At 59.0% G+C, this 23,716-nt stretch carries 23 protein-coding genes; 16 read left to right on the forward strand and 7 right to left on the reverse strand.

Annotated features, from left to right (window positions below; all coding sequences use genetic code 11):
• Positions 1-134: 134 nt before the first annotated feature.
• From WA070_RS15385 to WA070_RS15395, 3 genes are read left to right on the forward strand one after another with little or no spacing between them, the layout of a single operon-like run.
• Positions 135-2,582, forward strand: coding sequence for a TonB-dependent receptor (locus WA070_RS15385; protein ID WP_422634795.1), 2,448 nt, complete (start codon positions 135-137; stop codon positions 2,580-2,582).
• Between the two features lie 13 nt (positions 2,583-2,595).
• Positions 2,596-3,528, forward strand: a complete 933-nt coding sequence (locus tag WA070_RS15390; protein ID WP_422634796.1) for an NAD-dependent epimerase/dehydratase family protein — start codon at positions 2,596-2,598, stop codon at positions 3,526-3,528.
• A 13-nt stretch (positions 3,529-3,541) separates the two neighbouring features.
• The gene (locus WA070_RS15395) at positions 3,542-4,549 is read left to right on the forward strand and encodes a LysR family transcriptional regulator (protein WP_422634797.1); all 1,008 of its coding nucleotides are present in this window, start codon (positions 3,542-3,544) and stop codon (positions 4,547-4,549) included.
• 5 nt (positions 4,550-4,554) lie between these two features.
• On the opposite strand, the gene WA070_RS15400 is transcribed toward WA070_RS15395, so the two are convergent.
• A complete protein-coding gene (locus WA070_RS15400) occupies positions 4,555-5,118 on the reverse strand; it encodes a winged helix-turn-helix transcriptional regulator (RefSeq protein WP_422634798.1) in 564 nt (187 codons plus the stop codon).
• A gap of 32 nt (positions 5,119-5,150) precedes the next feature.
• On the opposite strand from WA070_RS15400, the gene WA070_RS15405 reads away from it, so the two are divergent.
• From WA070_RS15405 to WA070_RS15425, 5 genes are all read left to right on the forward strand, one after another.
• Positions 5,151-6,173, forward strand: coding sequence for a Rieske 2Fe-2S domain-containing protein (locus tag WA070_RS15405; protein WP_422634799.1), 1,023 nt, complete (start codon positions 5,151-5,153; stop codon positions 6,171-6,173).
• Positions 6,170-6,982, forward strand: coding sequence for an SDR family NAD(P)-dependent oxidoreductase (locus WA070_RS15410; protein ID WP_422634800.1), 813 nt, complete (start codon positions 6,170-6,172; stop codon positions 6,980-6,982). The genes WA070_RS15405 and WA070_RS15410 overlap by 4 nt, the downstream gene beginning before the upstream one ends.
• Positions 6,979-8,565 carry a phytoene desaturase family protein gene (locus WA070_RS15415; protein WP_422634801.1) on the forward strand — a complete coding sequence of 529 codons (1,587 nt, stop codon included), beginning with the start codon at positions 6,979-6,981 and terminating at the stop codon, positions 8,563-8,565. The genes WA070_RS15410 and WA070_RS15415 overlap by 4 nt, the downstream gene beginning before the upstream one ends.
• Positions 8,565-8,798, forward strand: coding sequence for a hypothetical protein (locus tag WA070_RS15420; RefSeq protein WP_422634802.1), 234 nt, complete (start codon positions 8,565-8,567; stop codon positions 8,796-8,798). Before WA070_RS15415 ends, WA070_RS15420 begins: the two co-directional genes overlap by 1 nt.
• A gap of 136 nt (positions 8,799-8,934) precedes the next feature.
• A complete protein-coding gene (locus WA070_RS15425) occupies positions 8,935-10,023 on the forward strand; it encodes a VOC family protein (protein ID WP_422634803.1) in 1,089 nt (362 codons plus the stop codon).
• A gap of 1 nt (position 10,024) precedes the next feature.
• Here WA070_RS15425 and WA070_RS15430 read toward each other — a convergent pair whose 3' ends face one another.
• Positions 10,025-11,029: a helix-turn-helix domain-containing protein gene (locus WA070_RS15430; protein WP_422634804.1), complete on the reverse strand. Its 1,005-nt coding sequence runs from the start codon at positions 11,027-11,029 to the stop codon at positions 10,025-10,027.
• 92 nt (positions 11,030-11,121) lie between these two features.
• Here WA070_RS15430 and WA070_RS15435 point away from each other — a divergent pair, with 92 nt between their 5' ends.
• On the forward strand, positions 11,122-12,141 hold the full coding sequence (locus tag WA070_RS15435; RefSeq protein ID WP_422634805.1) for a Rieske 2Fe-2S domain-containing protein: 1,020 nt from the start codon (positions 11,122-11,124) through the stop codon (positions 12,139-12,141).
• A gap of 13 nt (positions 12,142-12,154) precedes the next feature.
• On the opposite strand, the gene WA070_RS15440 is transcribed toward WA070_RS15435, so the two are convergent.
• From WA070_RS15440 to hisD, 5 genes are read right to left on the reverse strand one after another with little or no spacing between them, the layout of a single operon-like run.
• On the reverse strand, positions 12,155-12,556 hold the full coding sequence (locus WA070_RS15440; protein ID WP_422634806.1) for a VOC family protein: 402 nt from the start codon (positions 12,554-12,556) through the stop codon (positions 12,155-12,157).
• On the reverse strand, positions 12,556-13,707 hold the full coding sequence (locus tag WA070_RS15445; RefSeq protein ID WP_422634807.1) for an alpha/beta hydrolase: 1,152 nt from the start codon (positions 13,705-13,707) through the stop codon (positions 12,556-12,558). Before WA070_RS15445 ends, WA070_RS15440 begins: the two co-directional genes overlap by 1 nt.
• Positions 13,708-13,721: 14 nt before the next feature.
• On the reverse strand, positions 13,722-14,618 hold the full coding sequence (locus WA070_RS15450) for a cytochrome P450 (protein ID WP_422634919.1): 897 nt from the start codon (positions 14,616-14,618) through the stop codon (positions 13,722-13,724).
• 37 nt (positions 14,619-14,655) lie between these two features.
• On the reverse strand, positions 14,656-15,696 hold the full coding sequence (locus WA070_RS15455) for an SDR family NAD(P)-dependent oxidoreductase (RefSeq protein ID WP_422634808.1): 1,041 nt from the start codon (positions 15,694-15,696) through the stop codon (positions 14,656-14,658).
• Positions 15,693-17,024, reverse strand: a complete 1,332-nt coding sequence (hisD, locus tag WA070_RS15460; RefSeq protein WP_422634809.1) for a histidinol dehydrogenase — start codon at positions 17,022-17,024, stop codon at positions 15,693-15,695. The genes WA070_RS15455 and hisD overlap by 4 nt, the downstream gene beginning before the upstream one ends.
• Before the next feature lie 165 nt (positions 17,025-17,189).
• Here hisD and WA070_RS15465 point away from each other — a divergent pair, with 165 nt between their 5' ends.
• The 7 genes from WA070_RS15465 (at position 17,190) to folD (ending at position 23,683) form a co-directional block, all read left to right on the forward strand.
• Positions 17,190-18,134, forward strand: a complete 945-nt coding sequence (locus WA070_RS15465) for a fumarylacetoacetate hydrolase family protein (protein WP_422634810.1) — start codon at positions 17,190-17,192, stop codon at positions 18,132-18,134.
• Positions 18,131-18,634, forward strand: coding sequence for a cupin domain-containing protein (locus WA070_RS15470; protein ID WP_422634811.1), 504 nt, complete (start codon positions 18,131-18,133; stop codon positions 18,632-18,634). Before WA070_RS15465 ends, WA070_RS15470 begins: the two co-directional genes overlap by 4 nt.
• A 54-nt stretch (positions 18,635-18,688) precedes the next feature.
• Positions 18,689-19,558 (forward strand): formyltetrahydrofolate deformylase, encoded by an 870-nt coding sequence (purU, locus tag WA070_RS15475; protein WP_422634812.1) that lies wholly within the window; start codon positions 18,689-18,691, stop codon positions 19,556-19,558.
• Positions 19,559-19,579: 21 nt separating this feature from the next.
• Positions 19,580-20,854: a hypothetical protein gene (locus WA070_RS15480; protein ID WP_422634813.1), complete on the forward strand. Its 1,275-nt coding sequence runs from the start codon at positions 19,580-19,582 to the stop codon at positions 20,852-20,854.
• A 56-nt stretch (positions 20,855-20,910) separates the two neighbouring features.
• Positions 20,911-22,299 carry a sulfatase gene (locus WA070_RS15485; RefSeq protein ID WP_422634920.1) on the forward strand — a complete coding sequence of 463 codons (1,389 nt, stop codon included), beginning with the start codon at positions 20,911-20,913 and terminating at the stop codon, positions 22,297-22,299.
• 87 nt (positions 22,300-22,386) lie between these two features.
• Positions 22,387-22,686: an antibiotic biosynthesis monooxygenase family protein gene (locus WA070_RS15490; RefSeq protein WP_422634814.1), complete on the forward strand. Its 300-nt coding sequence runs from the start codon at positions 22,387-22,389 to the stop codon at positions 22,684-22,686.
• A gap of 136 nt (positions 22,687-22,822) precedes the next feature.
• Positions 22,823-23,683, forward strand: coding sequence for a bifunctional methylenetetrahydrofolate dehydrogenase/methenyltetrahydrofolate cyclohydrolase FolD (gene folD, locus WA070_RS15495; protein ID WP_422634815.1), 861 nt, complete (start codon positions 22,823-22,825; stop codon positions 23,681-23,683).
• The last annotated feature ends 33 nt before the right edge of the window (positions 23,684-23,716 follow it).

A 23,716-nucleotide genomic window follows, 5' to 3' on the forward strand; every position in this document is an offset into this window, starting at 1 on the left:
CGACAAAGGGGACGCGCACAAATCCAAATGGTGGATAGGAACCAATCCATACAAAAGACGAGATGTTTGGCGTGGGGAGGCCTATCTGCGCTCTCATCTCATCAAGAAAAACGACAAATCGGGGAGGACACTATATGTATCTCAAACTTTTGGGCGCAACTTCGCTTCTCGCTGTGGCCTTTTCGGCCCCTGCCCATGCGCAGGAGGCGCAGGCGGATGCTGCCAGCGGTGACGGGATCGCCGAAATCGTCGTAACCGCGCAGCGAAAGTCGGAATCGCTCCAGAAGGCGGGTATCGCGATCGACGCCGTTTCGGGCGATAATCTGCTTCAGCGCGGCATCACCAACGCCGTCGATATCACCAAGACTGTGCCAGCACTGTCTGTCCCCTCGAACGGCGGTGCCAACGCATCGGTCTTCATTCGCGGGGTGGGTAACGTCACCAACAACAGCTATAATGATCCAGCCGTCACGCTCAGCTACGACGGGGTCGTTCTTGGCCGCGCCGGCGGCGTCTTTGGCGCAGCTTTCTACGATCTTGAGCGTGTCGAAGTGCTCAAGGGGCCGCAAGGCATTCTTTATGGTCGAAATGCCACCGGCGGCGCGATCAATATCATTCCGGCACGCCCGGTCATCGGTCGCGATTCGATGGGCTTCAATCTGTCGTACGGCAACTACAATGCGATTAGTGCCGACACGCACGTAAACCTGAGCGTCAGCGAAAACAGCGCTTTGCGCCTGGGCGCTGCCTATGCCGTCCGTGACGGGTTCAACCGCGACGGCACGGACGATGCCAAGCGCGGTTCGCTGCGTGCGCAATATCTTTTCGAGCCGACAAGCGACCTGTCGCTGCGCATTGGCGCCGATTATACGCATGTTGGAGGCAAGGGCGTTGGCGGCAATTATGTCGGTAGCTACGCCCCCGACGGCGCAGGCGGTTATGTGTTCGTCCCATCGGGCCTCAACAACAGCGAAGGCTTCAACACACCTGCATCGAATGCCTTCCGGACGCAAAATATCGGCGCCCCCGCATTTGGTTTCCTCAGCCCCATGAATGCCGAGCAGAAGCAGGACAGCACCTATTGGGGTGTGAATGCCGAGCTGAACTGGACAACCGGAATCGGCAAGCTGACGGTGATCCCGTCCTACCGCCGGAGCAAGGATGACACCTTGTTCTACGGTCCGGCGTTCAACACGGCACATACCAAGGAAAAGGTGAGCCAGAAAAGCCTTGAAGCCCGCCTGTCAGGCAATGTCGGCATGATCGATTATGTTGTGGGTGGCTTTTATCTGAATGAGAAGATCAGGGCGAATACGGAGTATAATCAGGAATTCGTTCTGCCGATTTCCAATTATGTTCAGAAGACCGATAGCTATGCCGGGTTCGGGCAACTGACTGCCAACGTATCGGACCGATTCCGCCTGATCGGCGGCGCGCGCTATACCCATGACAAGAAGGCGATGAACGGCGGCATCAACAACTTCATCACTTTCTGTGGCGGACTGCCACCAGCGAACCTGACCCCGCCGGCGTCTTTCGGGGCCGGTTGCGCCACGCCTGGTAACGTGCCCTACTATCCCAATTTCCTGAACACGACCGACACGATCAATTGGCTCAAATCCAATGGCTGGATTTCTCCAGCGAGCAGCGACCAGGCCGGCTATCAAGTCTTTCCGCTTCTCAACGGCGTGGGCACGATCCTCAAGACGGACAATCCCGTGGTCGATTCCCGAACCTATTCACGGGTGACGTGGAAAGCGTCTGCCGAGTTCGACGTGTCGCCGCAGAACCTGCTTTATGCCACGGTTGAAAGTGGCTATCGGGCAGGCGGACTCCAGTTGACCGAGAGCAAGACGAGCTACAAGCCCGAGTTCATCACCGCCTATACCATCGGTTCGAAAAACCGTTTCTTCAACAACCATGTCCAGTTGAACCTTGAAGGCTTCATCTGGAAATATCGTGACCAGCAGATCACCTATTTCACGGTGGACACATCCGGTACGCTTATCAATTCCAGCGAAAATGCAGGCAAATCGACCATCAAGGGTTTTGATGCTGATCTGGTGGTCAATCCGATGCGCGGGACGACGTTGACTGCGAAGGTCCAGTATCTCGACACGAAATATAATGACCTGCACCTTTTCACCGCCGCACCCCGCGACAATATCGGATGTCCTTTCACCTTTACGGGGGGAACTGCCGGGGGAGCACCGGTCAAGGATTTCAACTGCTCGGGTAATCCGCTGCTGTTCAGTCCGAAGTGGACGGTGAACCTGGGCGCCGAGCAGGTCGTGCCAATGGGCAATGGTCTTGAACTGGTGGGGAACATCGATACCGCCTGGCGCGACAGCCAGTGGGGGGCATTCGAATATCTCGATTTCGAACATATCCCGGCTTATTGGACCAGCGACGCGTCGCTGACGATCCGTGACGCGGAAGGCGGCTGGGCGCTGACTGGCTTTGTCCGCAATATCGAGGACAAACGCCGGAACCTCGCACCGCAATCTTCGCCCATCGGGCTTGCGGTTGGCCATTATTCGGCACCGCGCACCTACGGCCTGCGCTTTTCCGGCAACTTCTGAAGGACTGATGACAATGAACATAGTGGTCACCGGCGCTGGCGGATTTGTCGGACGTGAACTCGTCAGGCAACTGCTTGAATCTGGCCACCATGTCATTGGCATCGACACGATAGCGGGCGGCATTCCTGAGGGCGCGCAGGTTATTACCGGCGACCTCAGCGATGCCTCCGTGCGGGCTGGCGCATTAGCTAAGGGCTGCGATGCGCTGATCCATCTGGCAACAGTGCCGGGCGGGGCGGCGGAAGCCGATCCGGATGCATCGCGCCGGATCAACATCGACGCCATGTACGATCTTCTATTGGAAGCATCGGCCATCACGCCGGGCTTGCGGGTCGTCTACGCCAGTTCCATCGCCGTGTTCGGCGATCCATTTCCCACGCATGTCGATGATGCGACGCCATTGTCCCCCAAGATGATCTATGGTGGACATAAGGCTATGATGGAACATGCGGTGGCGATGTTCTCTAACCGTGGCATGATTGACGGCGTGACGTTGCGCCTGCCGGGGATTGTCGCCCGGCCCAAGGGACCGTCCGGCATGAAGTCTGCTTTCATGTCGGACCTTTTTCATGCGCTCAAGGCAGGCCAACCGTTTACTTGTCCCGTTTCTCCGGCAGGGACGATATGGGTGCAGTCGGTTCAGCGCTGTGCAGCCAACTTCGCGCATGCTTTGACGATGGACAGCAGGCTTCTGCCACCCACGCGCGCGGTGACGCTTCCAGCACAGCGGATCGCCATGGGCGACCTGGTGGGTGAGATTGCGCGCGCATGCTCGGTTCCTGCGGAACTCGTGACTTATGTGCCGGATCAGGCATTGGAAGCGGCCTTTGCCTCCCAGCCGCCCCTGGAAACTCCCGCAGCAGAGCGCGCGGGTTTTGCACATGACGGCAATCTTGCTACACTAGTCGCCAGCGCTCTCGATACGATGGCACAGGCCACGATTTAGCGGAGCGGGGGGGATGGCAATGCGCTTCGGGCGACTCGATCTCAACCTGTTGGTGGCGCTGGACGCGCTGCTGACGGAACGTAGCGTCAGCCTTGCCGCCGACCGGCTCTGTCTGTCACAATCGGCCACGTCGAGTGCGCTGGGCCGTCTACGCGATTATTTCGGCGACGAACTGCTGGTGGTAAAGGGCAGGGCGATGATCCTGACCGCGCGGGCGGAAGAATTGATCGAGCCGGTGCGCGCCGTTCTGGAGCAGATACGCACGACTGTTTCGGTAGCGCCGCCATTCGATCCGGCTACGGCCGACCGCGTCATACGGATGATGGCGTCGGACTATTCCACCGAAGTGTTGCTAGCGGGCGTATTGGTGGATCTTGAAAAAGACGCGCCCCATATGCGCTTTGAAATCCAGCCGATGCACGACAACCCGGTCGAGGCGATCGAGCGCGGTTATATCGACCTCCTATTGACCATCGATTATGCTATCTCCCCCGATCATCCGAGTCAGGTATTGTTCGAGGATGATTATGTAGTGGTCGGTGACAGTCGCAATCCCGCGCTCGCCGGGGCGATGACGCGTCAACTCTATTTCGAACTGGGGCATGTTTCACCGCGTTTCGGAAAGGCGCGGGTGCCTGCGTTCGAAGACTGGTTCGTGCGCCGCCAGAAGCAGCAGCGCCGCGTTGAAATCGTGGCGCCGACGTTCCTCTCCTTGCCAGGCCTGGTGGTCGGCACCAAGCGCGTGGCGACGATGCATCGTCGCATGGCCGAGATGGTGGTTCGAAAATTTCCGTTGGTCATCCGCGAAATTCCGTTCGACATTCCGCCCATTCGCGAAACCGTTCAGTGGAACATTACCAATAATCACGACCGCGCGCTCCGCTGGGTGGTCGAACGGATGGCTGCCGCCGCCAATGTCGTGATCGCCAACACCGGAAATGTGGTTCCGCTCGATTCGGTGGAAGGGGTATACCGGCATCAGATCGAGGCGGAATATCGCATGAATCAATTCAAGGTCTGACGGCGTCAGTCTGTAATTTGGTCGAACTTGGCGCGCGCCAGCCTGATGGCACTCTCGCGCGCATTGACCCATTTGATGAGTAGGTCCGCTTCCGAATGAAGTTCTCGACCCAGAGGGGACAGCGCATAGTTGACCTTGGGCGGTATGCTGTCAATCACCTGTCGGGTGACCATGCCTTCGCGTTCGAGCGTCCGCAATTTGAGCGTCAGCACGCGCTGCGAAATCCTTTCCTCCGCACCTAAACGGCCCAGCACACGGCGCAATTCGGCATGGCGCCATGTGCCAAGTGACAGGACCAGCAAGATCAGCGTCGACCATCGATCGCCCAAAAGACCAAAAACGCTCCTGACAGGATCGTCACGCTGTACGCCGTGGTCGCTCATATTCCGGTGAAGCGCGGCGACATCGGCGTGGAAACAGGCATCGATGCCGGATAGATCGATTGTGCGGTCCTCTCCCATATCGACGCCGCTTTCCGCTCCTGCACCAGGCACTAAAAAGTGCCGTCTTACCGTGGTTGGCCAATGCTCTAAACCGGCATGGAGCAAAGGATCAAGCAGCGTCCTCAATAAAAGAATGTGGGTTTTTGCAGGAGATGGACATGTTTTTGCGCAATTGCTGGTATCTGGCCGGATGGGCCGATGAAGTGCGCCCCGAAGCCATGATAGGACGTCAGATCGCGGGGCAGCATGTCCTGTTGGCGCGCGCGCGTGATGGCATGATCCACGCGATGGCCGATACCTGTCCCCACCGGCTGGTGCCGCTCTCCATGGGGCAGTGCGCCGATGATTCCATCAGATGTGCCTATCATGGATTGCGCTTCGCCCTGAACGGCGTGTGCGTGGAAAACCCGCACGGTCCGGTGTCTCGGGCGCTTTCGGTAGGGACGTTCGCGTGCGAGGAGCGCCATGCCGCCATCTGGCTCTGGCTGGGGGATGAAACGGCGGACCCTGCGCTGATACCGGACTATGGCTTTATCGATCGGACCCCGGTTGAAGCGCGGGTGAAGGGCTATCTTCATTCCAACGCCGACTATCGATTGATGGTCGACAATATCATGGATCTGACGCACGCGGATTATCTCCATGCCACACTGTTGGGCGGGGGTATCAATACCCGCGCGCGTGCGTCCGTGCAGCAGGATGGCGACGCGATCACGATCAGCTGGACCGCAAACGACGATAAGCTGGCACCCTTACATGCTCAGGCGCTGGGCGTGGCGGATGGGAAGGGTGATTTCTACAATAATATACTCTGGCAGGCACCTGGGAACATGGTGCAACGGATCATGCTCGCCCGACCCGGTGAAATGGCCACTGCGCCGATGGACAGCATGACATGTCATGTGATGACGCCGGAAACCGCGACGACGACACATTATTTCTTCTGCCACACCAGCGACGCCGTTTCTGCTGATCCAGCGATCGCGCCCGTTGTGTTGCAGGGTCTCAACCAGGCTTTCGCCTTTGAAGATAAACCGATGCTGGAGGCGCAGAGCCGCCGGATCGGGGGCAGGGATTTTTGGGAGCAGGGGCCAGCAATGCTGCCATCCGACAAGGGTGCGGTGATGGTGCGCCGCGCGCTGGACCGAATGATCGAACAGGAAAGGACCGTTAAGCCATGACAGGTGACGCAATTCGCATGGATGGGAAGGTCGCCATCATAACCGGCGGCGCGGGTGGCATCGGCGCTGCGACGGCACGGTTGATGACGGCGCGCGGCGCGCGCGTCGTGATTGCCGACATCGCCGCAGACCGGGCTGCCTCGCTCGCGGCAGAGCTTCCGGGGGCAGTGGCGATCGCGCTCGATCTGGAACAGGAAGCCTCGATAGAGGCGCTGATCGCCCAGACCGTAGCACAATTGGGCAGGTTGGACGTCCTGCACAATAATGCCGCGCTGCTGGAACTGGAGGTCGCCCGGCATGACGGCGATATCGAACATATGACGACGGCGCTATGGGACCGTACATATGCGGTGAACGTCCGCGGCACGATGATAGCCTGCCGCGCGGCACTGCCCCATATGGTCCAGACGAGAGGCTGTATCGTCAACACCGTGAGCAATCTCGCCCTGCAGGGGCACGTCATTCAGTCCGCTTATTCCAGCAGCAAGGCGGCCGTCATCCAAATGACGCGCGCGATTGCGGCCAGCCATGGACATCTGGGCGTGCGTTGTAATGCGGTGGCACCGGGCATGACGATGACGCCGGCCTTGCGCGCAGCCTTCCCGCCGGCGTTGCGCAAGGTTGTGGAAGACGAAACGCTGCGCGATCAACTGGGCGATCCAGAGGATATTGCGGAGGCGGTAGCGTTCCTTGCCAGTGATGCTGCGCGTAACATGACTGGCCAGGTGTTGGTCTGCGATGGCGGCGCAGCGAGCCATGTGCCCGGCATTTCCGGCTTCCGCAGCTTTTTTTCCGGAGATCAGGCATGAGCCAGTATGACATCGTGGTGATGGGGGCGGGGCATAATGGCCTGACCGCTGCAGCCTATATGGCGAAGGCGGGCAAGAAGGTGCTTGTGCTCGAACGCAAACCGCACCTTGGCGGCGGCGTTTCGACGCGGGAATTGCTGCAACCGGGCTATTGGCATGACGAACATTCCGCCGTCCACATCATGATCCAGGGCAACCCCATGCTCCGCGATGACGAGTTGGGGCTGCTATCCAAGTTCGGCCTGGAATATATCTATCCCGATCTCGTCCATGTGAGCATCTGGGACGATGGCACAGTCATCCGCAGCTACAAGGATCTGGACCGGACGTGCGAGGAAATCGCACGGGTGGCCAGCCCGAAGGACGCTGAAAGCTATCGCAAATTTGTCAACATGAGCCAGATGGCGCTGCCAATGCTGGTGAGCGGCCTCTACAGCCCGCCGTTCCCGCTCGGCGCTTTTGTGGCGATGATGGATCAGTCAGACGAAGGGCGCTTTCTCCTCGACCTGATGCAACGCTCTGCGCTGGACATCGTGGACGCCTATTTCGACAGCGAATTGCTCAAGCTGCACATCGTACGCATGGTGACGGAAAACCTGCAAATGCCCGATGAATTGGGTACTGGCATGGGCGCTTTCGTGATGCCGGGGATCGTTCACACCTATGGCTGTTCTACCCCCAAGGGCGGCTCCGGCCAGCTTACCAAGGCACTGATACGCGCGATCGAGCATTTCGGCGGTGAAGTCCGTTGCAACGCCGAAGTATCGCGCGTGCTGGTTTCCGGCGGGAAGGCCGTAGGGCTTGAACTGACCGATGGGGAGACGTTCATGGCAAAGGATGGCGTGATCGGCGCTATCCATCCCCATGTTTTGCGCAAGTTCGTGCGTGAGACGCCTGAACCGGTCCTCGACAGGGCCGAGCGGGTCACCCAATCCACTTTCTCCATTAATCTGACGCATTTGACGCTGAAGGAGCAACTGCGGCTGAAGGTCGGCAACGATGCCAACGCCCTGATGACGGAGCTGATGGATTTCTACACCGTCCGCGACATGTCTCTGGAATATGACAAGTTGCGGCGTGGCGAGGTGAGCGACCGGCTGATTGCGGGCGGCGACCCGTCCATTTTCGATCCCAGCCGCGCACCTGCGGGCGCAGGCCTGTTCTACGGTGTGAACTTTGGGCCTTACAATCTTTACCCCGGTGGCCCCCCTACCTGGGATGAGCGCAAGGACGAGATCGCCGAGAAGGCATTGGCGCAATATCGCAAATTCTACGCGAACCTTGATGACGACAATATCACAGGGCGGCTGATCCGTTCACCTCTGGACCATGAGCGCGACAGTCCCGCCAGCTTCATTCGCGGCGATGTTCATGGCTGCGCGCCGTTCTTCTATCAATCGGCGGGCCATCGGCCGACGGCCGATCTGGGGTCGTTCCGTGTGCCTGGGGTGGAAGGCCTCTATCTTGTTGGACCATTCATGCATCCAGGTGGCGGCGTTTTCGGAGCAGGGCGCGCCACGGCGATCCAGATGATGGACGATATGGGCATCGACTATGACAAGATATGCGGGAGGGCCTTTTGATGAACAACACGAAAAAAGTGCCGGTTGCCAAGATCCTCGATGCCCAGGATAAGGAATTGATGGCGATCCGCAAACTGGAGCGTGATGGCAATGCTCTGGTGATCCGAGGGAAGATATTCGGAGCGATGCCGATGGTTGCCAAGCTCACCCCCGCCGAAGCGCGGGCTGCGTTGAAACTGATCGATTTCAAGACCTTCCTGTTCTTGCTGACAATCCTGTTTCGGAAAGCCTGACGGGCGCATCAGGAACTGGAAACCCTATCGGTCGACCATCCATCGGTAGCGTCGATAGCATGGCATCGGAAACTTATGTTTCTGTATGGGCGCAACGGGAGGCAAAAAGGATGCCTGACAGATTCCAGGAGATCCTATGCCCCCCATTTCGTCAACGGCCGTGCTTGGCGTTGAAAGCGTTGTTTTCGGCGTCACCGACATTGCCGAACATATGCGCTTCTGGGCTGATTTTGGACTGCCGCTGGATAGTGCGAGCGATGACAAGGTGGTTTTCCGCCTCCAGTCCGGCAGCCGCGTCATCCTGTTGCGGCACGGTGATGCGCGATTGCCATCACCCGACCCATTTGAAGGCGACGGGCTCAAGGAAACCGTCTGGGGCGTGAATACTGCGGAAAATCTGGAGCGGATCGCCAGCAGCCTTGCCGGGGAAGTTCCCGTGACGCGCGATGATGACGGCACTGTGCGTTGCGTGTGTCCCGATGGGCAGCCGATCGCCCTGCGTGTGTGGGCGAAGCAGGCGGTGGTGTCGGAAACCAGCCCGGTCAATACCCCATCGCACTGGCCACGCTTCAACCAGCATCGCATCTGGCGCAAGCGGGCTATCCCCAAGACGATCAATCATGTGGTGTTCTTCAGTCCCGATTATGTGGGGAGCTTTGAATTTTACGAGCGCCACATGGGCTTCCGTTATGTCGATCACAGCAAGGGCACCGGCATCTTTTCCCGCGCCCCTGGCACGTTTGAACATCATTCGATCTTCTGGGTGAACTGTGACCTGCCGATCGCGCCCGACCATTTCAAATTCATGCACATCGCCTTTGGCTGCGATGACATTGACGAGGTGATGCTGGGCGCCAACATCATGGACAATAAGGGGTGGAAGAATACATCGATGAACACCAGCGGCGGCATTTCACGCCATCGCGTGTCCAGTGCCATCTATTATTATTGCGAAATGCCCGGCCATGCGGGCGAAGCGGAATATCATGCCGATACCGATTATCTGGACGATCATTGGGTGCCGCGTGCGTGGGACTTCAAGTTCGGCTCGCTGCTGTGGTCGGCCAATGCGCCCGCGATTTTCCGGGGCGATAATATACCGTGGGACATGGCATTCGATGCCGATCGCAAGAGCTTTGACGCTTTTCGGCGCTCAAAGCCCGGCAAGCAGCCGATCGGCGGCGACCTGGCGAATCTGACCCAGGACGATGAGCACGCCATTTGAATCAGCCAGATTGCGCCCGCCGCGCTTTTCTGAAAGCCAGCGGGCGCATCTGATGCGCCTGGACGAACGCCTCACGAAAGGCCCGCTCGGATCGGTAGCCGCATTGTAGTGCGATGTCCGCTATGGGCAGGTCGGTTTCGTGCAACAGTTCATCGGCCCGGTCGATGCGACAGGCCGCAAGGTAGCGAAATGGCGTCGTGCCTGTCACATGGCCAAAATATTCGGCGAAGCGCGTACGCGACATGCCTGCTTCGCGCGCCATGCCGATCAGGGTCCATCGCCGTTCCGGGTGCCGCTGCAACCTGCGCATCAACCCGGCCAGTGCGCGGGACTGGCCCTTGTCCAATATGTCGGTCAACGCGGGCGCATGACTGGCAAGATGCGCGCGCAGGATCTGCGCCAGTATCAACTGGGCGATGACCGCACTGATCGCAGCAAATCCGTCGGATGGTTGCTTGCCTTCTGCAGCCAGCGTCTGGAGCAGGGCATCGGTCCAGAGAGTCAGTCCGCTTTCGTCCCCCCGCATCAGCAGGACGGGCGGCAACGCTGCCACGATCGGTAAACTCGTGGCCAGATGCGATAGCACCATCACGCTGCCCAGTAGGACGCAGCCGGGCGGGCCGTCGCCCCAATCGATATCCACCGGACGTTCATAACCCTCGATCGAAGCCGGGGGGGCGGCATTGGCCCGCCACACCTCACCCATGTCGGCGCAGTGGGCAAAGCCATCGCTCGCAGCGAGACGCGCAACAGCGCCGCCCAACGCCAGCATTGCGTCGCCAGGCTCCATCTTGACCTGCCGTCCATCCGGCAGGTCTGCGTGGCAGGAGCCTTGAAGCGCGACGAAGAGATAGGGCATCCCATGCATGGCCAGACTGCCCGTTTCGCGCAGTGTGAAGCGGGCGATTGACGCACCCGCCAGCCGGACATCGGCCACCAGACCGCTGATCATGCCGGGGGCTGAAAAATCCGGACGGAAAAGCCGTTTTTGTGAACTGATCGCCATGCCGTTCAGCATTCGCACCGGTTAAGAACAAAGCAATGGAAAAAGCGTGGCCCTGCCGATGTTGGTGGAGCGCACGGCGAGAGGATAGATATATGCCCTTCATCCGCGAAAGCTGGTATCCCGCGACCTGGTCGTCTCTGCTGGGTGCAGAGCCGATGGCCCGGACATTTCTGGGTGAAGAGGTGGTGCTGTATCGCACTGAAGGACAGGTTGCCGTGGCGTTGGCGAACAGCTGTCCGCACCGCTTTGCTGCCCTGGCCAATGGCAAACTGCATGGCGATTCCATCGCCTGCCCCTATCACGGGCTGCGCTTTGGACCCGACGGACGATGCAGCCACAACCCGCACGGCCCCGTTACCGGCGCGATCCGCGTGCGGGCCTATCCGCTGGTGGAACGATATGGCATGCTGTGGATATGGATGGGCGATCCGGCCAACGCAGACCCCGCAACCATAACGGCGCTGAGCGCACGGGAAGACGCCCGGTTCGACTGGGTAACGGGCTATCTGCACGTCGAGGGCAATTACCAGCTGGTCATCGACAATCTGCTGGACCTTACCCATGTCGAATTTCTGCATCCCTTCCTGGTCGATCCGACCGATACCTTTCCGACCAAGGTCATATGCTTTGAAGAAGGGGATGAGGTCGTATCGCGCTATACCCGCCCGCAATGTAACCGCACCCAATTGGTGATCGCGCTGTGGGATGATGTGCCGCCTGTCATGAGCCTTATGGCTGAAATGCGCTGGAGCGCGCCGTCCAACCTGATTCAGCGCAACGGCTTCGACGTGGCGCATCACGCGGATATGGACGATACATATGTGCAGGTGCCCTTCTGCCATTTGCTGACGCCGGAAACCGAACGGACCACGCATTATTTCTGGGCCGGCGGGCGCAATCTCAAGCAGGGTGACGAGCAGGTGTCGCAGGCCTTCACCTTTGGGGTAGAAGGCGCATTCAAGAATGAAGACGAGCCGATGATCGCCGATATTCAAAAGCGAATGGGTTTGCGCGATCTGCTTGAGATGAAGCCGCTTTTACTGCCGATCGACAAATCGGCGGTGCTCGCACGTCGCCGTGTGGCGGATGTGTTGAAACGGGAACAGGTTTAGCACCGGCACGGCCTTACGGCTCTTCGACGAATTCGATCAGATTGCCCGCGCAGTCGCGAATGAAGCAGCCCTTGCCGAACGCTTCGCGCACGACAAGGGCGATGTCTGCCTGCTTATCGGCCATTTCGACAAGGAATGCATCCAGATCCCCCACGCGAAAGGCGACATGCTTATTGCCGTGGGTCTGTACGTCGCGCGGGGGATGGCGGCGGTCTTCGGGCAGCGGTGCAGCCCCTTCCACCTCGAATATCTCGAACCGCAGCGCGCCTTTGCGTATCATGGCGGTGTGACTTTTCGCCGCTTCGATGTAGAACCGCTTTTCCAGCTCGAAGCCGAGAACGCGGCCATACCAGTCGATCGCTTCGTCAAGGCTGGGGACGGAGACCCCGCCATGGTGAAAGGCGAATTGCGCCATCAGTCCATCTCGGCGAAGGTTTGGGCGCACCAGTCCGCGATATAATCGCGCATGCCAGTACCATTGTCGGCGCCGCAATGCTCGACCTCGAAATCCGCTTTGGTGAACATGCGTAAAGTGCGCTTTGAACTGTTTACGGCCTGATCATAGGACATCAGGGCGTTATAGGCGGGGATCTGCCGATCATTCTCGCCATGCGTGATCAGGAACGGCACCTTGATCTTTTCCACTTGGCCATCCAGCGTAATCTGATCGGCATAGTCCAGAAACGCTTGCCTGTCATTGATGCCGAACACCCACATGACATGATCCCAATAGTGGGGCACGGGATTCTCGCCCTCGTTCGACACGCGTTCGCGCTGACGCTGGCCCCAGACATGGTTCGCGCCCATGACCGCGCAGAGCGCATAGCGTGGATCGTTCGCCGCGATGCGCGGGGCGTGGTATCCGCCAAAGGACAGGCCGAATATACCGATCCTGTCATGGATCACGTCGCTGCGTGTCAACAGATAATCGAAGGCCGGGCTGCCCCAGCGTTCGGCGTCATAGACAGCGGGCAGATTGCGCTTGCGGATCGCTTCCCCTGTGCCCGGCTGATCGACGAACAGGGTGTTCATGCCGCGCTCCAGGTTCGATGCGCCGTGACCGCCCATATCGACCTGTTCCTTCATCGAATCGAGGCCGTTGACCGAAACCAGCGTCGGCCGGGGGGTGCCGCTGCCATCATGGATGAAGATCGCAGGATAGGCGCTGCCTTCATACGCTATCTCGACCTTGTCGACATGCAGGCCGCGCATCGCGGCCCCCTTGTGATACAAGGTGAGGCCCATCTCATACGCCGCCCAGCGCGGGGCATAGTCCCGGCTCTGCATGCGTTCGGCGGCTAGATAATAGCCCGAGGCGCGCAGATATTTGGTGCCAGCCGACAGGATGAAACCTTCCGCCTCGTCGCGCTCGGCATTGCGCCTGACCTGATCGGCGACGCGTATCCAGCTGTCGAACAACGCCGCCGAACCCGCGTCCGCGCCCGATTTGGCAGCATCCATCAGCGGGCGGTTGGCTTCATCAATCTCGCCATGATTGCCACCGCAAACCAGCGCCAGGTTGGTGGCCAGGTTCCAAACATAGTTTCCGGGGAAAGGCTCGAACATGAAGGATCTTTCTATCAGGCGGGAATGAGATCAATCGGCAGCGCGCCAACGGCGTGCAGGGTGTTATTGAGGCGATGCCTGACCGGCCCTGCGCTGCGGATTTCCGAAACGCGGGGCAGCATCGCGTTGATCACGGCCTCGGTTTCCATGCGGGCAACCATCTGGCCAAGGCACTGGTGGATGCCAAAACCAAAGCCGACATGGCCGCTGGCCTGCCGACCGATGTCGAACCGGTCTGGATCGTCCCACCGGCGCGGATCGCGATTGGCAGCGGCGAGGAAAAGCAGTATTTTCGCGCCTTCCGGTATCGTTGAACCCGCGACATCCACATCGCGCGCGGTGGTGCGGAAAAAGGTCTGGACGGTGCTGCCCCACCGCAACGATTCTTCGACCGCTTTCTTCGTTAATCCTGGCTCCGCGCGCAGGCGCTGCCACTGATCGGGGAAGGCGGCAAAGGCCTTGATCATGGTCGCAATGCCATTGACGGTCGTATCGACTCCAGCAGTGAGGAACGAGCGCACCAGCCGCTCCGCTTCGTCATGGCTGCACTCGCCACGGTCTGCCGCCTCATAGACCTGCATGCCCCAACCGTCCGGTTCCAGCCTGTCGCGATGGCAGCTTTCCGCGACCCAGACGGTTGCATCGCGCGCATCATCCATCGCCTCTGCAAGCAAGGCATTGCGTGGACCGAAGGCGTTGAATGCGACGGTGGCGTAAGGGATCAGATTCTCGCGCCCTTCTTTGCGCAGGCCGATCAGGTCGGGGAAAACGGAAAGCGGAAAGGCCTCGGCCAGGGCAGGCACCGCGTCGAACGGGCCGGTTCCTGCCAGGCTCTCGATGAGCATATCGGCTTTCGCCTGCCATTGCGGCATGACCTTGCGCAAATTGGCCAACGACGCGATCCGGTTCATCAACCCGCGCGTGCGATCATGCAAAGGCGGATCGGCTTCAAGCAGCAGGGAAGGCGCGCGCCAGGGTTCTTCGCGGGCAAAATCGGCAAGGCCCACGCCGCGCCCGGACACGAACGTGCCATGGTCCTTGAGCGCGGCCGTTACTTCGGCATGTCGGGCCATCGCATAGCAGCCGGTGGAAGGCAGCCAAAGCAGGGGGGCCGTGTCGCGCAGGAGCGGGTGGTAGGCGAATGGATCGGACAGGAAGGCCGTGTCGAACGGGTCGATGTCCAGTTCGGGGATGGTGTCCAATTCTGTCATCGCGTTGCCCTATTCTGCTTCGTTCCGCCGTCCATCCCCCGTCGATCACGAGGCTCGATCCGGTCATCATCGCTGAGGCGTTGGAGGCGAGAAACAGAATCGCTCCCATGAGGTCTTCCACCTGACCGATCCGACCCAGTTTGATCTTGGAGAGAACCTCCGCCCTGAAGGCCGTATCGGCGAACATCGGCTGCGTCAGCGGCGTTTCGATAAAGGTGGGGGCAATGGTGTTCGAACGGATGTTGTGGACGGCCAGATCGAGTGCGAAACTCTTGTTCATGCCTTCCATTGCCCATTTGCTGGCGCAATAGAGGCTACGGTTTGGCCCACCAACATGGCCCATCTGGCTCCCGATGTGGATCAAAGACCCCGGCGTGGCAGTGTCGATCATCCGCCGCGCGCAGGCTTGCGCTACGAAAAACGCCGCTTTTAGGTTGAGGCCCAGCACAGCGTCATAGTCCGCTGGCGTCACGTCCCACATTGGCTTGGGACGATTGGTGCCCGCATTGTTGACAAGGATGTGGAATGGGTCTCGCGCAGCGAAGAATGCAGCGATCCCCTCTATATCGGTAACGTCGAGCGTTTCGGCTACCGCTCCGTTTCCGATCGCCTGCGCAGCGTCCTCTATTTCCTGTGCTGAACGCGCTAGCAGCGTCACCGTCGCGCCAGCATCGGCCAGTGCGGCGGCAGCCGCGAGACCGATGCCGCGCCCCGCGCCGGTCACCAATGCGCGTTTGCCGTCAAGGCGAAACGATGGCGTGCGGGGCAGGGCTGTCATGCGCGGGTCAGTTCAGATGCTTCGGCCTGACCAGCATATGGAACATTGCGACCTCCAAACCGGCGCAGGCGAATATTAGCCTGTTCGCCGTGCCCGGAGAAGCCCTCCATCGCGCACAAACGACTGCAATATTCGCCGACAAGCGCCGATGCCTCGTCGGTCAGAACCTTCTGATAGGTGCAGGTCTTGAGGAACTTGCCTACCCACAGACCACCGGTGTAGCGCGCCGCCTTCCGGGTCGGGAGGGTATGGTTGGTGCCAATCACCTTGTCACCGAACGAAACATTGGTACGCGCGCCCAGGAACAGCGCACCATAGTTGGTCATATTCATCAGGAAATAGTCGGGATCGCGGGTCATCACCTGGACGTGTTCGCTCGCGATTTCGTCGGCGATCGTGACCATCTCTTCATAGGATTCGGCAACGATCACCTCACCAAAGGTCTCCCAGGCCTTGCGGGCATAATCGGCGGTCGGCAGTATCTGGAGCAGGCGGTCGATTTCAGCCATTGTTTCACGGGCGAATTTTTCGCTGTTGGTGAGCAACACGCCGGGGCTGTCGGGGCCATGTTCGACTTGGCCAAGGATATCGGTCGCTGCCATTTCGGGGTCACAGCCGATTTCATCGGCAATGATCAGGGTTTCGGTGGGGCCAGCAAATAAATCGATGCCGACGCGACCAAATAGCTGGCGCTTCGCTTCCGCGACAAAGGCATTGCCGGGACCGACGAGAATGTCGACCGGACGGATGCTTTCCGTGCCGAGGGCCATCGCACCGATAGCCTGGATGCCGCCAAGGGCGTAGATCGCATCGGCTCCCGCCATGGCTTGGGCGGCAACGATCGCGCGGGCAATTTTCCCCTGAAAGGGCGGAGCGCATGTAATTACCCTCGGAACGCCGGCCACCTTGGCGGTGATGACCGACATGTGAGCGCTCGCGAGCAGGGGATATTTACCTCCCGGCACATAGCAGCCTGCGGCGTTGACTGGCAGATTCTTATGCCCAAGCACGACGCCAGGCATGGTTTCTACCTCGACATCCAGCATTGATGCGCGTTGGATCTGAGCGAAGTTCTTGACCTGCGCCTGTGCGAACTCGATGTCCTTTCGCTCCTGCGGGGTCAGGCTGTCGACCGCCCGGTCGATCTCTGCCTGGGTCAGGCGATAATCTTCCCGATCCCAGCCATCGAACTTGATGCTCATTTCCCGAATGGCGGCGTCACCACGTTTTTCGATATCGGCCAGCGCCGCTTCCACTGTATCGCGAACCTTCCGATCCGCCTCTGCCTTGACATCTGTGGTGGCGCCGCGCTTGAGCCAATTAGCCATGTTTCGATCCGCACATTCGGTTGCAATTGCGACCTTAAATGCATGACTGTAGGAAAGCCGACCATCGCATTATATCGATGCGAGCCTATCGACCGAATGCCTTTGCCCCTGCCCGTCGTGCTGCTTATCGCCAGAATCTGATAAGAAATCGGGAGAATATGCGGCATGCGTCTGGCGACTTTGCGCGATGGTACGAAAGATGGGAAACTGGTGGCGATATCGCCTGACGGCAAGCGCTATGCCGTGCCCCCGTTGCAAACCATGCAGGAAGCCTTGGAGCGTTGGAGCGAGACGATGGCGCAATTGGCCGCAATCGATGAATTTCCCGAGGCGCTAGATCAGGTAGAGCTTGCAGCGCCCCTCCCGCGTGCCTGGCAGTGGCTCGATGGCTCTGCGTTTCAGAGCCATGGCGACCTCATGTCCGCTGTTTTAGGTGTCGAGGAGTCAACGTCCCAGGCGCCGCTAATGTATCAGGGTACGTCCGACAAATTCTACGGTCCCCGCGACGATGTGAAATTTCCCGATGAGGCATTGGGTATCGATTTCGAAGGTGAATTCGGGGTCATCGTGGATGCAGTGCCTATGGGGACAAGCGCAGAGGACGCGATGGGCCACATCCGTTTGGTGGTTCAGATCAATGACTGGTCCTTGCGTGCGCTGGCGGGGCCGGAAATGAAGACTGGCTTTGGCTGGATACAGGCCAAGCCGCCGTGCGGGATGGCGCCCTTTGCGATCACGCCGGACGAACTGGGCGGCAATTGGCGCAATGGCCGGGTCTGCCTGAACCTGAACGTCGACTGGAATGGCCAGCGTTTTGGCGCTGCCAATGGCGAACCGATGGGCCACGGCTTTCACGAACTGGTGGCCCATGCCGCGCGCACGCGGGATCTGGTGCCCGGCACGGTGATCGGTTCGGGCACTGTATCGAACGCGAATTTCCGGGAGATCGGCTCTTCCTGCATTGCCGAACGGCGGGGCATCGAATTGATCGACGAAGGGGCGGCGCGCACGGCATTCATGAAGTTTGGCGACACCGTGCGGATGCAGGCGGTGGATGAGCATGGGCATGCGCCATTTGGTGCAATCGAGCAGAAGGTGGTAAAAGCATGAGCGTGACTTCCGATTCCGGACTTCCACCGGTCCAGCGTGTCGTGACCGGTCATGACGATCACGGACGTGCGGTCTTCAAATCGGAAGACGTCACGCCGACGAAGATGATCCCGAGCGGGGATGCCTCATTCCTGCTGATCTGGACCACGCCAACCGTTCCAGCCGACAATAATGACGAAACCGACGGCCGCCTTCGTGATGCGGGACTGACCCTGGACGGCGGATCGGTGATCCGTGTGGTCGACATGATGCCTGGGCGGGCAAGCCCCATGCATCGCACCAACTCCATCGATTACGGTATCGTGCTGGAGGGTGAAATCGAACTGGAGTTGGACGACGGTGCCAGGAAAACGGTGGGGCAGGGCGGTATCATTATCCAGCGCGGCACCAATCATCTGTGGCGCAATACGACTGACAGGGTCTGCCGCATCGCGTTCATCCTGATCGAGGCGCCAGCCTATCTCCATGATGGCGAGCCACTTCCCGAAGACAAACCATAGCGGGCATTCGCACTGATCGAGCCTGCCTTCGAAAGCCGAAAAGACGGAAAATCTATGAATTCGATTCTATCTTTACCGCGTTATGTCCTGACGCTGGCGTGCCGGGATGTTCCAGGAATCGTCGCCAGCGTCGCGACGAATTTGTTCGAGGCAGGCGCCAACATTCTCGAAGCTCGTCAATTTGACGACGTTGATAGCGGACGCTTCTTCATGCGCATGGAGTTTACCGCGGAGGCTGATGCTGGCACGCGCCTTTCCTATCACTTCGCGTCGGTAGCAGAGCGCTTCGATATGGAATGGTCCCTGCGCGATCTTTCCCGCAAGAAGCGCGTACTGCTTCTCGTATCGAAATTCGACCACTGCCTTGGCGATCTCCTCTACCGCTATCGCCTCGGAGAGTTGCCGATGGATATCGTTGGAATAGTATCCAACCACCCGCGCGAGGCGCTGTCGGTCAGCAATGTGGGCGACATTCCCTATCATCATCTGCCAGTCACCAAAGACACCAAGTCGGAGCAGGAAGCCCAGATTAAGGCGATTGTTCAGGACACTGGTGCGGATCTGATCGTCCTCGCGCGGTACATGCAGATATTGTCTGATGATCTGGCCGGATTTCTGTCGGGGCGCTGCATCAACATCCATCACAGCTTCTTGCCGGGCTTCAAGGGCGCCAAGCCCTATCATCAGGCGCACGAGCGAGGGGTCAAGCTGATCGGCGCGACCGCCCACTTCGTGACAGCTGACCTGGATGAAGGTCCGATCATCGAACAGGACGTCGAACGGGTGAGCCATAGCGACAGCGCTGACGATCTTGTGCGCAAGGGGCGGGACATCGAACGGCGCGTCCTGTCTCGCGCAGTTCTCCTTTTCCTGGAGGACCGGGCAATCATCAATGGCCATCGTACCGTCGTGTTCGCCGGTTAATCCTTGTCGCGGAGAGAGATTATGAAACCCATCGAAATGCGTAAGACGCCCGAAGGCTATTTCACGACCCGTTGGGGCCTGGCCGAATATACGGACTGGATCGATGAAAGCATGTCGTGGAAGGACAATTGCTATATCGGCGATTGGTCCTTCCTGTGGCAGCGCCGCTACAAGGGCACCGACGTGCTGAAGCTCTTCTCGGATTTTTCCGTGAACAGTTTTGCCAAATTCGACATCAATCAATCAAAGCATGTCACCCACACGAATCGCCGTGGCAAGGTCATTGCCGAAGGCATTCTCACCCGTCTGGCCGATGACGAAGTGCGATTGTTCGGTCGCGGGACGTTTTGGATCGACTATCAGCTCAAACATGGCGCCTATCAGGTCGAGTCGATCGCAGAGGAGGGCTATAATTTCCAGGTCGCCGGTCCCAAGGCCGCCGCTGTCATGGAAAAGCTCGTTGGCGAGGCCATTCGGGACATCAAGTTCATGCGCAATGGCGACTGCGTCATCGCCGGTCGCCCCGTTGTGGCCTTGCGACAGGGCATGTCAGGCGAGCCTGGCTGGGAACTACAGGGGCCATCGGACGATGCCCAGGCCGTCTATGACGCTGTGGTAGAAGCAGGCGCCGAATTTGGCATCCGAAAGCTCGGAGGGCGTGCGGCGTTCATCAATCATCTCGAAGCCTGCTTTCCGACCATCGTCACGGACTATCTGCCCGCCATATTTGACGAAGAACTCAAGGATTATCTTGCCGATTTCAAGGCAGGCCTCCCTGCCTTCGCGTCCACGTTCAATATCGCCGGCAGTTTCGAATCCGACAGTGTCGCAGATTGGTATCGAAGTCCGGTGGAGTTGGGCTGGGGGAAAAATATCAAGTTCGACCATGATTTTCTGGGCCGCAAAGCACTCGAAACGGAAGTCGCGCAGCCGACGCGCGTCATTCGGACTCTTGTGTGGAATGCCGACGACGTCGTCGATATCTATGCCTCGCTTTTCCGTTCCGGAGAACCCTACCACTTTATCGAAATGCCGCGCGATCAGCGCGGCTTCATGTACGCCGACAGTGTCAGGATTGGTGACAAGGAAGTCGGCGTTTCGACATCGAGAGGGTACAGCTATTATTTCCGGCAGATGCTTTCGCTATGTGTGATCGACGTCGATCACGCCGAGATAGGGTCGCAAGTGACCGTCATCTGGGGCGAGCCGGGGCATGCGCAAAAGACCGTCCGTGCAACCGTTGCGGCCGCTCCCTACAAGACCGACAATCGTCGCGTTGACATGCACGCCGTTTAACTCGCCGGTATCATTAGCTGACTGAAGGCGGAGCCGTGACCAAAGAGAGGAAAGCTATGCAAGTCGATCGACGGTCGTTCCTGGGAGGTGCTGGCGCAATCTGCGCGGCGGCCGTCGCTAGTGAAACGCATGCAGCGACCGCAAAGGCAAAGCGCCCCAACATCATCTTCATCATGGCCGATGACCTGGGCTATGCTGACCTGTCTTGCACCGGGTCTCATCATATCAGGACGCCGGCGATCGACAGCATCGGTGCCCAGGGCGTTCAGCTGCGGCAAGGCTATGCCAACAGCTCGATCTGTTCGCCGACGCGCACCGCTCTCTTGACGGGTTGTTATCAGTATCGCTTTGCCTTGGGGCTGGAGGAGCCTCTCAGTCCGACCGCGCCGGAAGGCGTTGGTGTACCGCTCGCGCAGCCGACCATTGCTTCGGTACTGAGAGATATCGGGTATCGCACCAAGCTCGTGGGTAAATGGCATCTGGGAGACCCGCCAAAACATAGTCCACTACACCACGGCTATGACGAGTTTTTCGGCATCGTAGAAGGCGCTGCCGATTATTTTCGCCATCATATGGTAATTGGGGGCAAGGATGTCGGGATCGGCCTCGCTAAGGGAGATACGCCTTTAGAACGCAATGGTTACCTGACCGATCTGTTCGGGGACGAGGCGGTGAAAACGATCCAGGCGCCCCACGATAAGCCCTTTTTCCTTAGCCTTCATTTTAATGCGCCACACTGGCCGTGGGAAGGGCGGGAGGACGCCGCAGTGGCGCAGACCTTGGGGTCCTCCTATCATTTCAATGGAGGCAACCTGGCCAAATACAAAGAAATGGTCGAGGCTATGGACCAGAATGTCGCCAAAATTCTGGCGGCGCTGGATGAGGCGGGTAAAGCTGACAATACCATCATTGTCTTCACCAGCGACAATGGCGGAGAGCGTTTTTCTGAAACATGGCCGTTCATCGGGGTAAAAGGTGAGTTGCTGGAGGGTGGCATCCGCGTTCCGCTGCTGGTGCGCTGGCCCGGCAGAATTGCGGCAGGGTCTAAATCCGAACAAGTAATGATCTCGATGGATTTCCTGCCGACGTTGCTGGCAATGGCGGGCGGGGATGTGACCAGAGCCGGCACATTCGATGGAATGGACCTGTCAGCGCACCTCACCGGCAAGGCCGCTCCGGCATCCAGGACGCTCTACTGGCGCTTCAAAAGCAATGCGCAAGCGGCACTGCGCGACGGCGACTGGAAATATCTGATGCTGGGCGGCAAGGAGCATCTGTTCAATCTGGCTGAAGACGAGCGGGAGCGTGCGGATCATGCATCTGACGCCCCTGCGCGGGTCAAGGCGATGCGGCTGCAATGGGATTCCTGGAATGCACAAATGCTTTCCTATCCGCTCGGAAGCCTGAGCGAGGACGTGAGAGAACATTACGCTGATCGTTATTAAGTTCGCAAGACCATCATAAAGCACGGCGGCGCTCTTATGTGACAGCGAAATGCCCAGCGACCGGCTAGCAAAAACAAGGGGAAAGACATGATTTACGAAGTCGCCGATCTGGAAGTCGCGCCGGATGCCGCACAGGAATTCGAAGCGGCCGTGGCGCTGGCAGTTCCGCACTTTCGCAATGCCAATGGGTGCCACAGCTTCAGGCTGGAACGATCGGTTGATCGACCGGGCCGATATCGGCTCGTTGTGAAATGGGATAGCGTAGACGCGCATATGATCGATTTTCGCGGTTCGCCCGGTTTTGCAGCCTGGCGCGCCTTAACCTCACGGTTTTTTGCCTCACCACCCATGGTCGACCATGTGGAAGTGGCGATAGAGGGGTTTTGATGCTTTTCGCGCGACTTGAAGGTCGATCTGGTATCGTGACACGTCGCGGGCAGAGTGACTCGGCTTTTGGCGGCGTCAGCGCTCGATACTCGATGGTGGGACCGTTTGCGCCTGCATTTGGAGCGGAGTTACGCGCGTGCCGGCACGTATCATAGACGGTCGCGCGATCGCAGAAGACATTCGCGGGCTTTGCGCCACGCGCGTCGCCGATCTCGTGAATCGCACCGGCGTGACGCCCGGCTTGGCGGTCATTCTGGTAGGGGAGGATCCCGCGTCGCAGGTCTATGTCGCGAACAAGATCAAGGCTTGTGATAAGGCTGGAATACGCTCGTTCAGCCACCGGCTCGATGCCGCAGTCAGCAACAAGGTGCTTATCGATCTCATTAACCGGCTGAACGATGATGATGAGGTTCATGGCATTCTGGTGCAACTACCGTTGCCCCCGCATATCGACATGCGCGCAGTGCTGGAGACCATCTCGATCCAGAAGGATGTGGACGGGTTTCACTTGTATAATGTCGGCGCGCTCGTCACCGGGACTACCATTTTTTCTCCATGCACACCCTATGGCGTGGTCAAACTTCTTGAGCATGAGAAGATTGAAATCGAGGGAAAAAATGTCGTTGTCGTCGGGGCCAGCAATATCGTTGGCAAGCCTCTCGCGCTCATGTTGATGGCTCGGGAAGCAACGGTTGCCATCTGTCACGCAAAAACACGGGACCTGGCCCAGTTCACGATCCTTGCGGACATCCTCGTCGTGGCTGCGGGCAGACCTAACCTCATCCTGCCGCAGATGGTCAAAACCGGCGCGGTCGTGATCGACGTCGGTATCAACCGCCTTCCCTCAGGCAGGATCGTAGGGGACGTGGATTTTGACGGCGTTCGCGCAAAAGCATCATTCATCACCCCCGTGCCGGGTGGGGTGGGTCCGATGACGGTGACGATGCTGATCGAGAACACACTGCAATCGGCTGAGCGCTTGGCAAATGCGCAATGAATAAATTCTCAGAGAATTTGCCTGGTACGGTCT

It is taken from the genome of Sphingobium sp. (assembly GCF_049304695.1).
GTDB lineage: Bacteria > Pseudomonadota > Alphaproteobacteria > Sphingomonadales > Sphingomonadaceae > Sphingobium.

Coding starts and splice junctions, on each gene's coding strand:
- WA070_RS15385 (WP_422634795.1), top strand. CDS start 135: ATGTATCTCAAACTTTTGGGCGCAACTTCGCTTCTCGCTGTGGCCTTT.
- WA070_RS15390 (WP_422634796.1), top strand. CDS start 2,596: ATGAACATAGTGGTCACCGGCGCTGGCGGATTTGTCGGACGTGAACTC.
- WA070_RS15395 (WP_422634797.1), top strand. CDS start 3,542: ATGGCAATGCGCTTCGGGCGACTCGATCTCAACCTGTTGGTGGCGCTG.
- WA070_RS15405 (WP_422634799.1), top strand. CDS start 5,151: ATGTTTTTGCGCAATTGCTGGTATCTGGCCGGATGGGCCGATGAAGTG.
- WA070_RS15410 (WP_422634800.1), top strand. CDS start 6,170: ATGACAGGTGACGCAATTCGCATGGATGGGAAGGTCGCCATCATAACC.
- WA070_RS15415 (WP_422634801.1), top strand. CDS start 6,979: ATGAGCCAGTATGACATCGTGGTGATGGGGGCGGGGCATAATGGCCTG.
- WA070_RS15420 (WP_422634802.1), top strand. CDS start 8,565: ATGAACAACACGAAAAAAGTGCCGGTTGCCAAGATCCTCGATGCCCAG.
- WA070_RS15425 (WP_422634803.1), top strand. CDS start 8,935: ATGCCCCCCATTTCGTCAACGGCCGTGCTTGGCGTTGAAAGCGTTGTT.
- WA070_RS15430 (WP_422634804.1), bottom strand. CDS start 11,029: ATGGCGATCAGTTCACAAAAACGGCTTTTCCGTCCGGATTTTTCAGCC.
- WA070_RS15435 (WP_422634805.1), top strand. CDS start 11,122: ATGCCCTTCATCCGCGAAAGCTGGTATCCCGCGACCTGGTCGTCTCTG.
- WA070_RS15440 (WP_422634806.1), bottom strand. CDS start 12,556: ATGGCGCAATTCGCCTTTCACCATGGCGGGGTCTCCGTCCCCAGCCTT.
- WA070_RS15445 (WP_422634807.1), bottom strand. CDS start 13,707: ATGTTCGAGCCTTTCCCCGGAAACTATGTTTGGAACCTGGCCACCAAC.
- WA070_RS15450 (WP_422634919.1), bottom strand. CDS start 14,618: ATGAACCGGATCGCGTCGTTGGCCAATTTGCGCAAGGTCATGCCGCAA.
- WA070_RS15455 (WP_422634808.1), bottom strand. CDS start 15,696: ATGACAGCCCTGCCCCGCACGCCATCGTTTCGCCTTGACGGCAAACGC.
- hisD (WP_422634809.1), bottom strand. CDS start 17,024: ATGGCTAATTGGCTCAAGCGCGGCGCCACCACAGATGTCAAGGCAGAG.
- WA070_RS15465 (WP_422634810.1), top strand. CDS start 17,190: ATGCGTCTGGCGACTTTGCGCGATGGTACGAAAGATGGGAAACTGGTG.
- WA070_RS15470 (WP_422634811.1), top strand. CDS start 18,131: ATGAGCGTGACTTCCGATTCCGGACTTCCACCGGTCCAGCGTGTCGTG.
- purU (WP_422634812.1), top strand. CDS start 18,689: ATGAATTCGATTCTATCTTTACCGCGTTATGTCCTGACGCTGGCGTGC.
- WA070_RS15480 (WP_422634813.1), top strand. CDS start 19,580: ATGAAACCCATCGAAATGCGTAAGACGCCCGAAGGCTATTTCACGACC.
- WA070_RS15485 (WP_422634920.1), top strand. CDS start 20,911: ATGCAAGTCGATCGACGGTCGTTCCTGGGAGGTGCTGGCGCAATCTGC.
- WA070_RS15490 (WP_422634814.1), top strand. CDS start 22,387: ATGATTTACGAAGTCGCCGATCTGGAAGTCGCGCCGGATGCCGCACAG.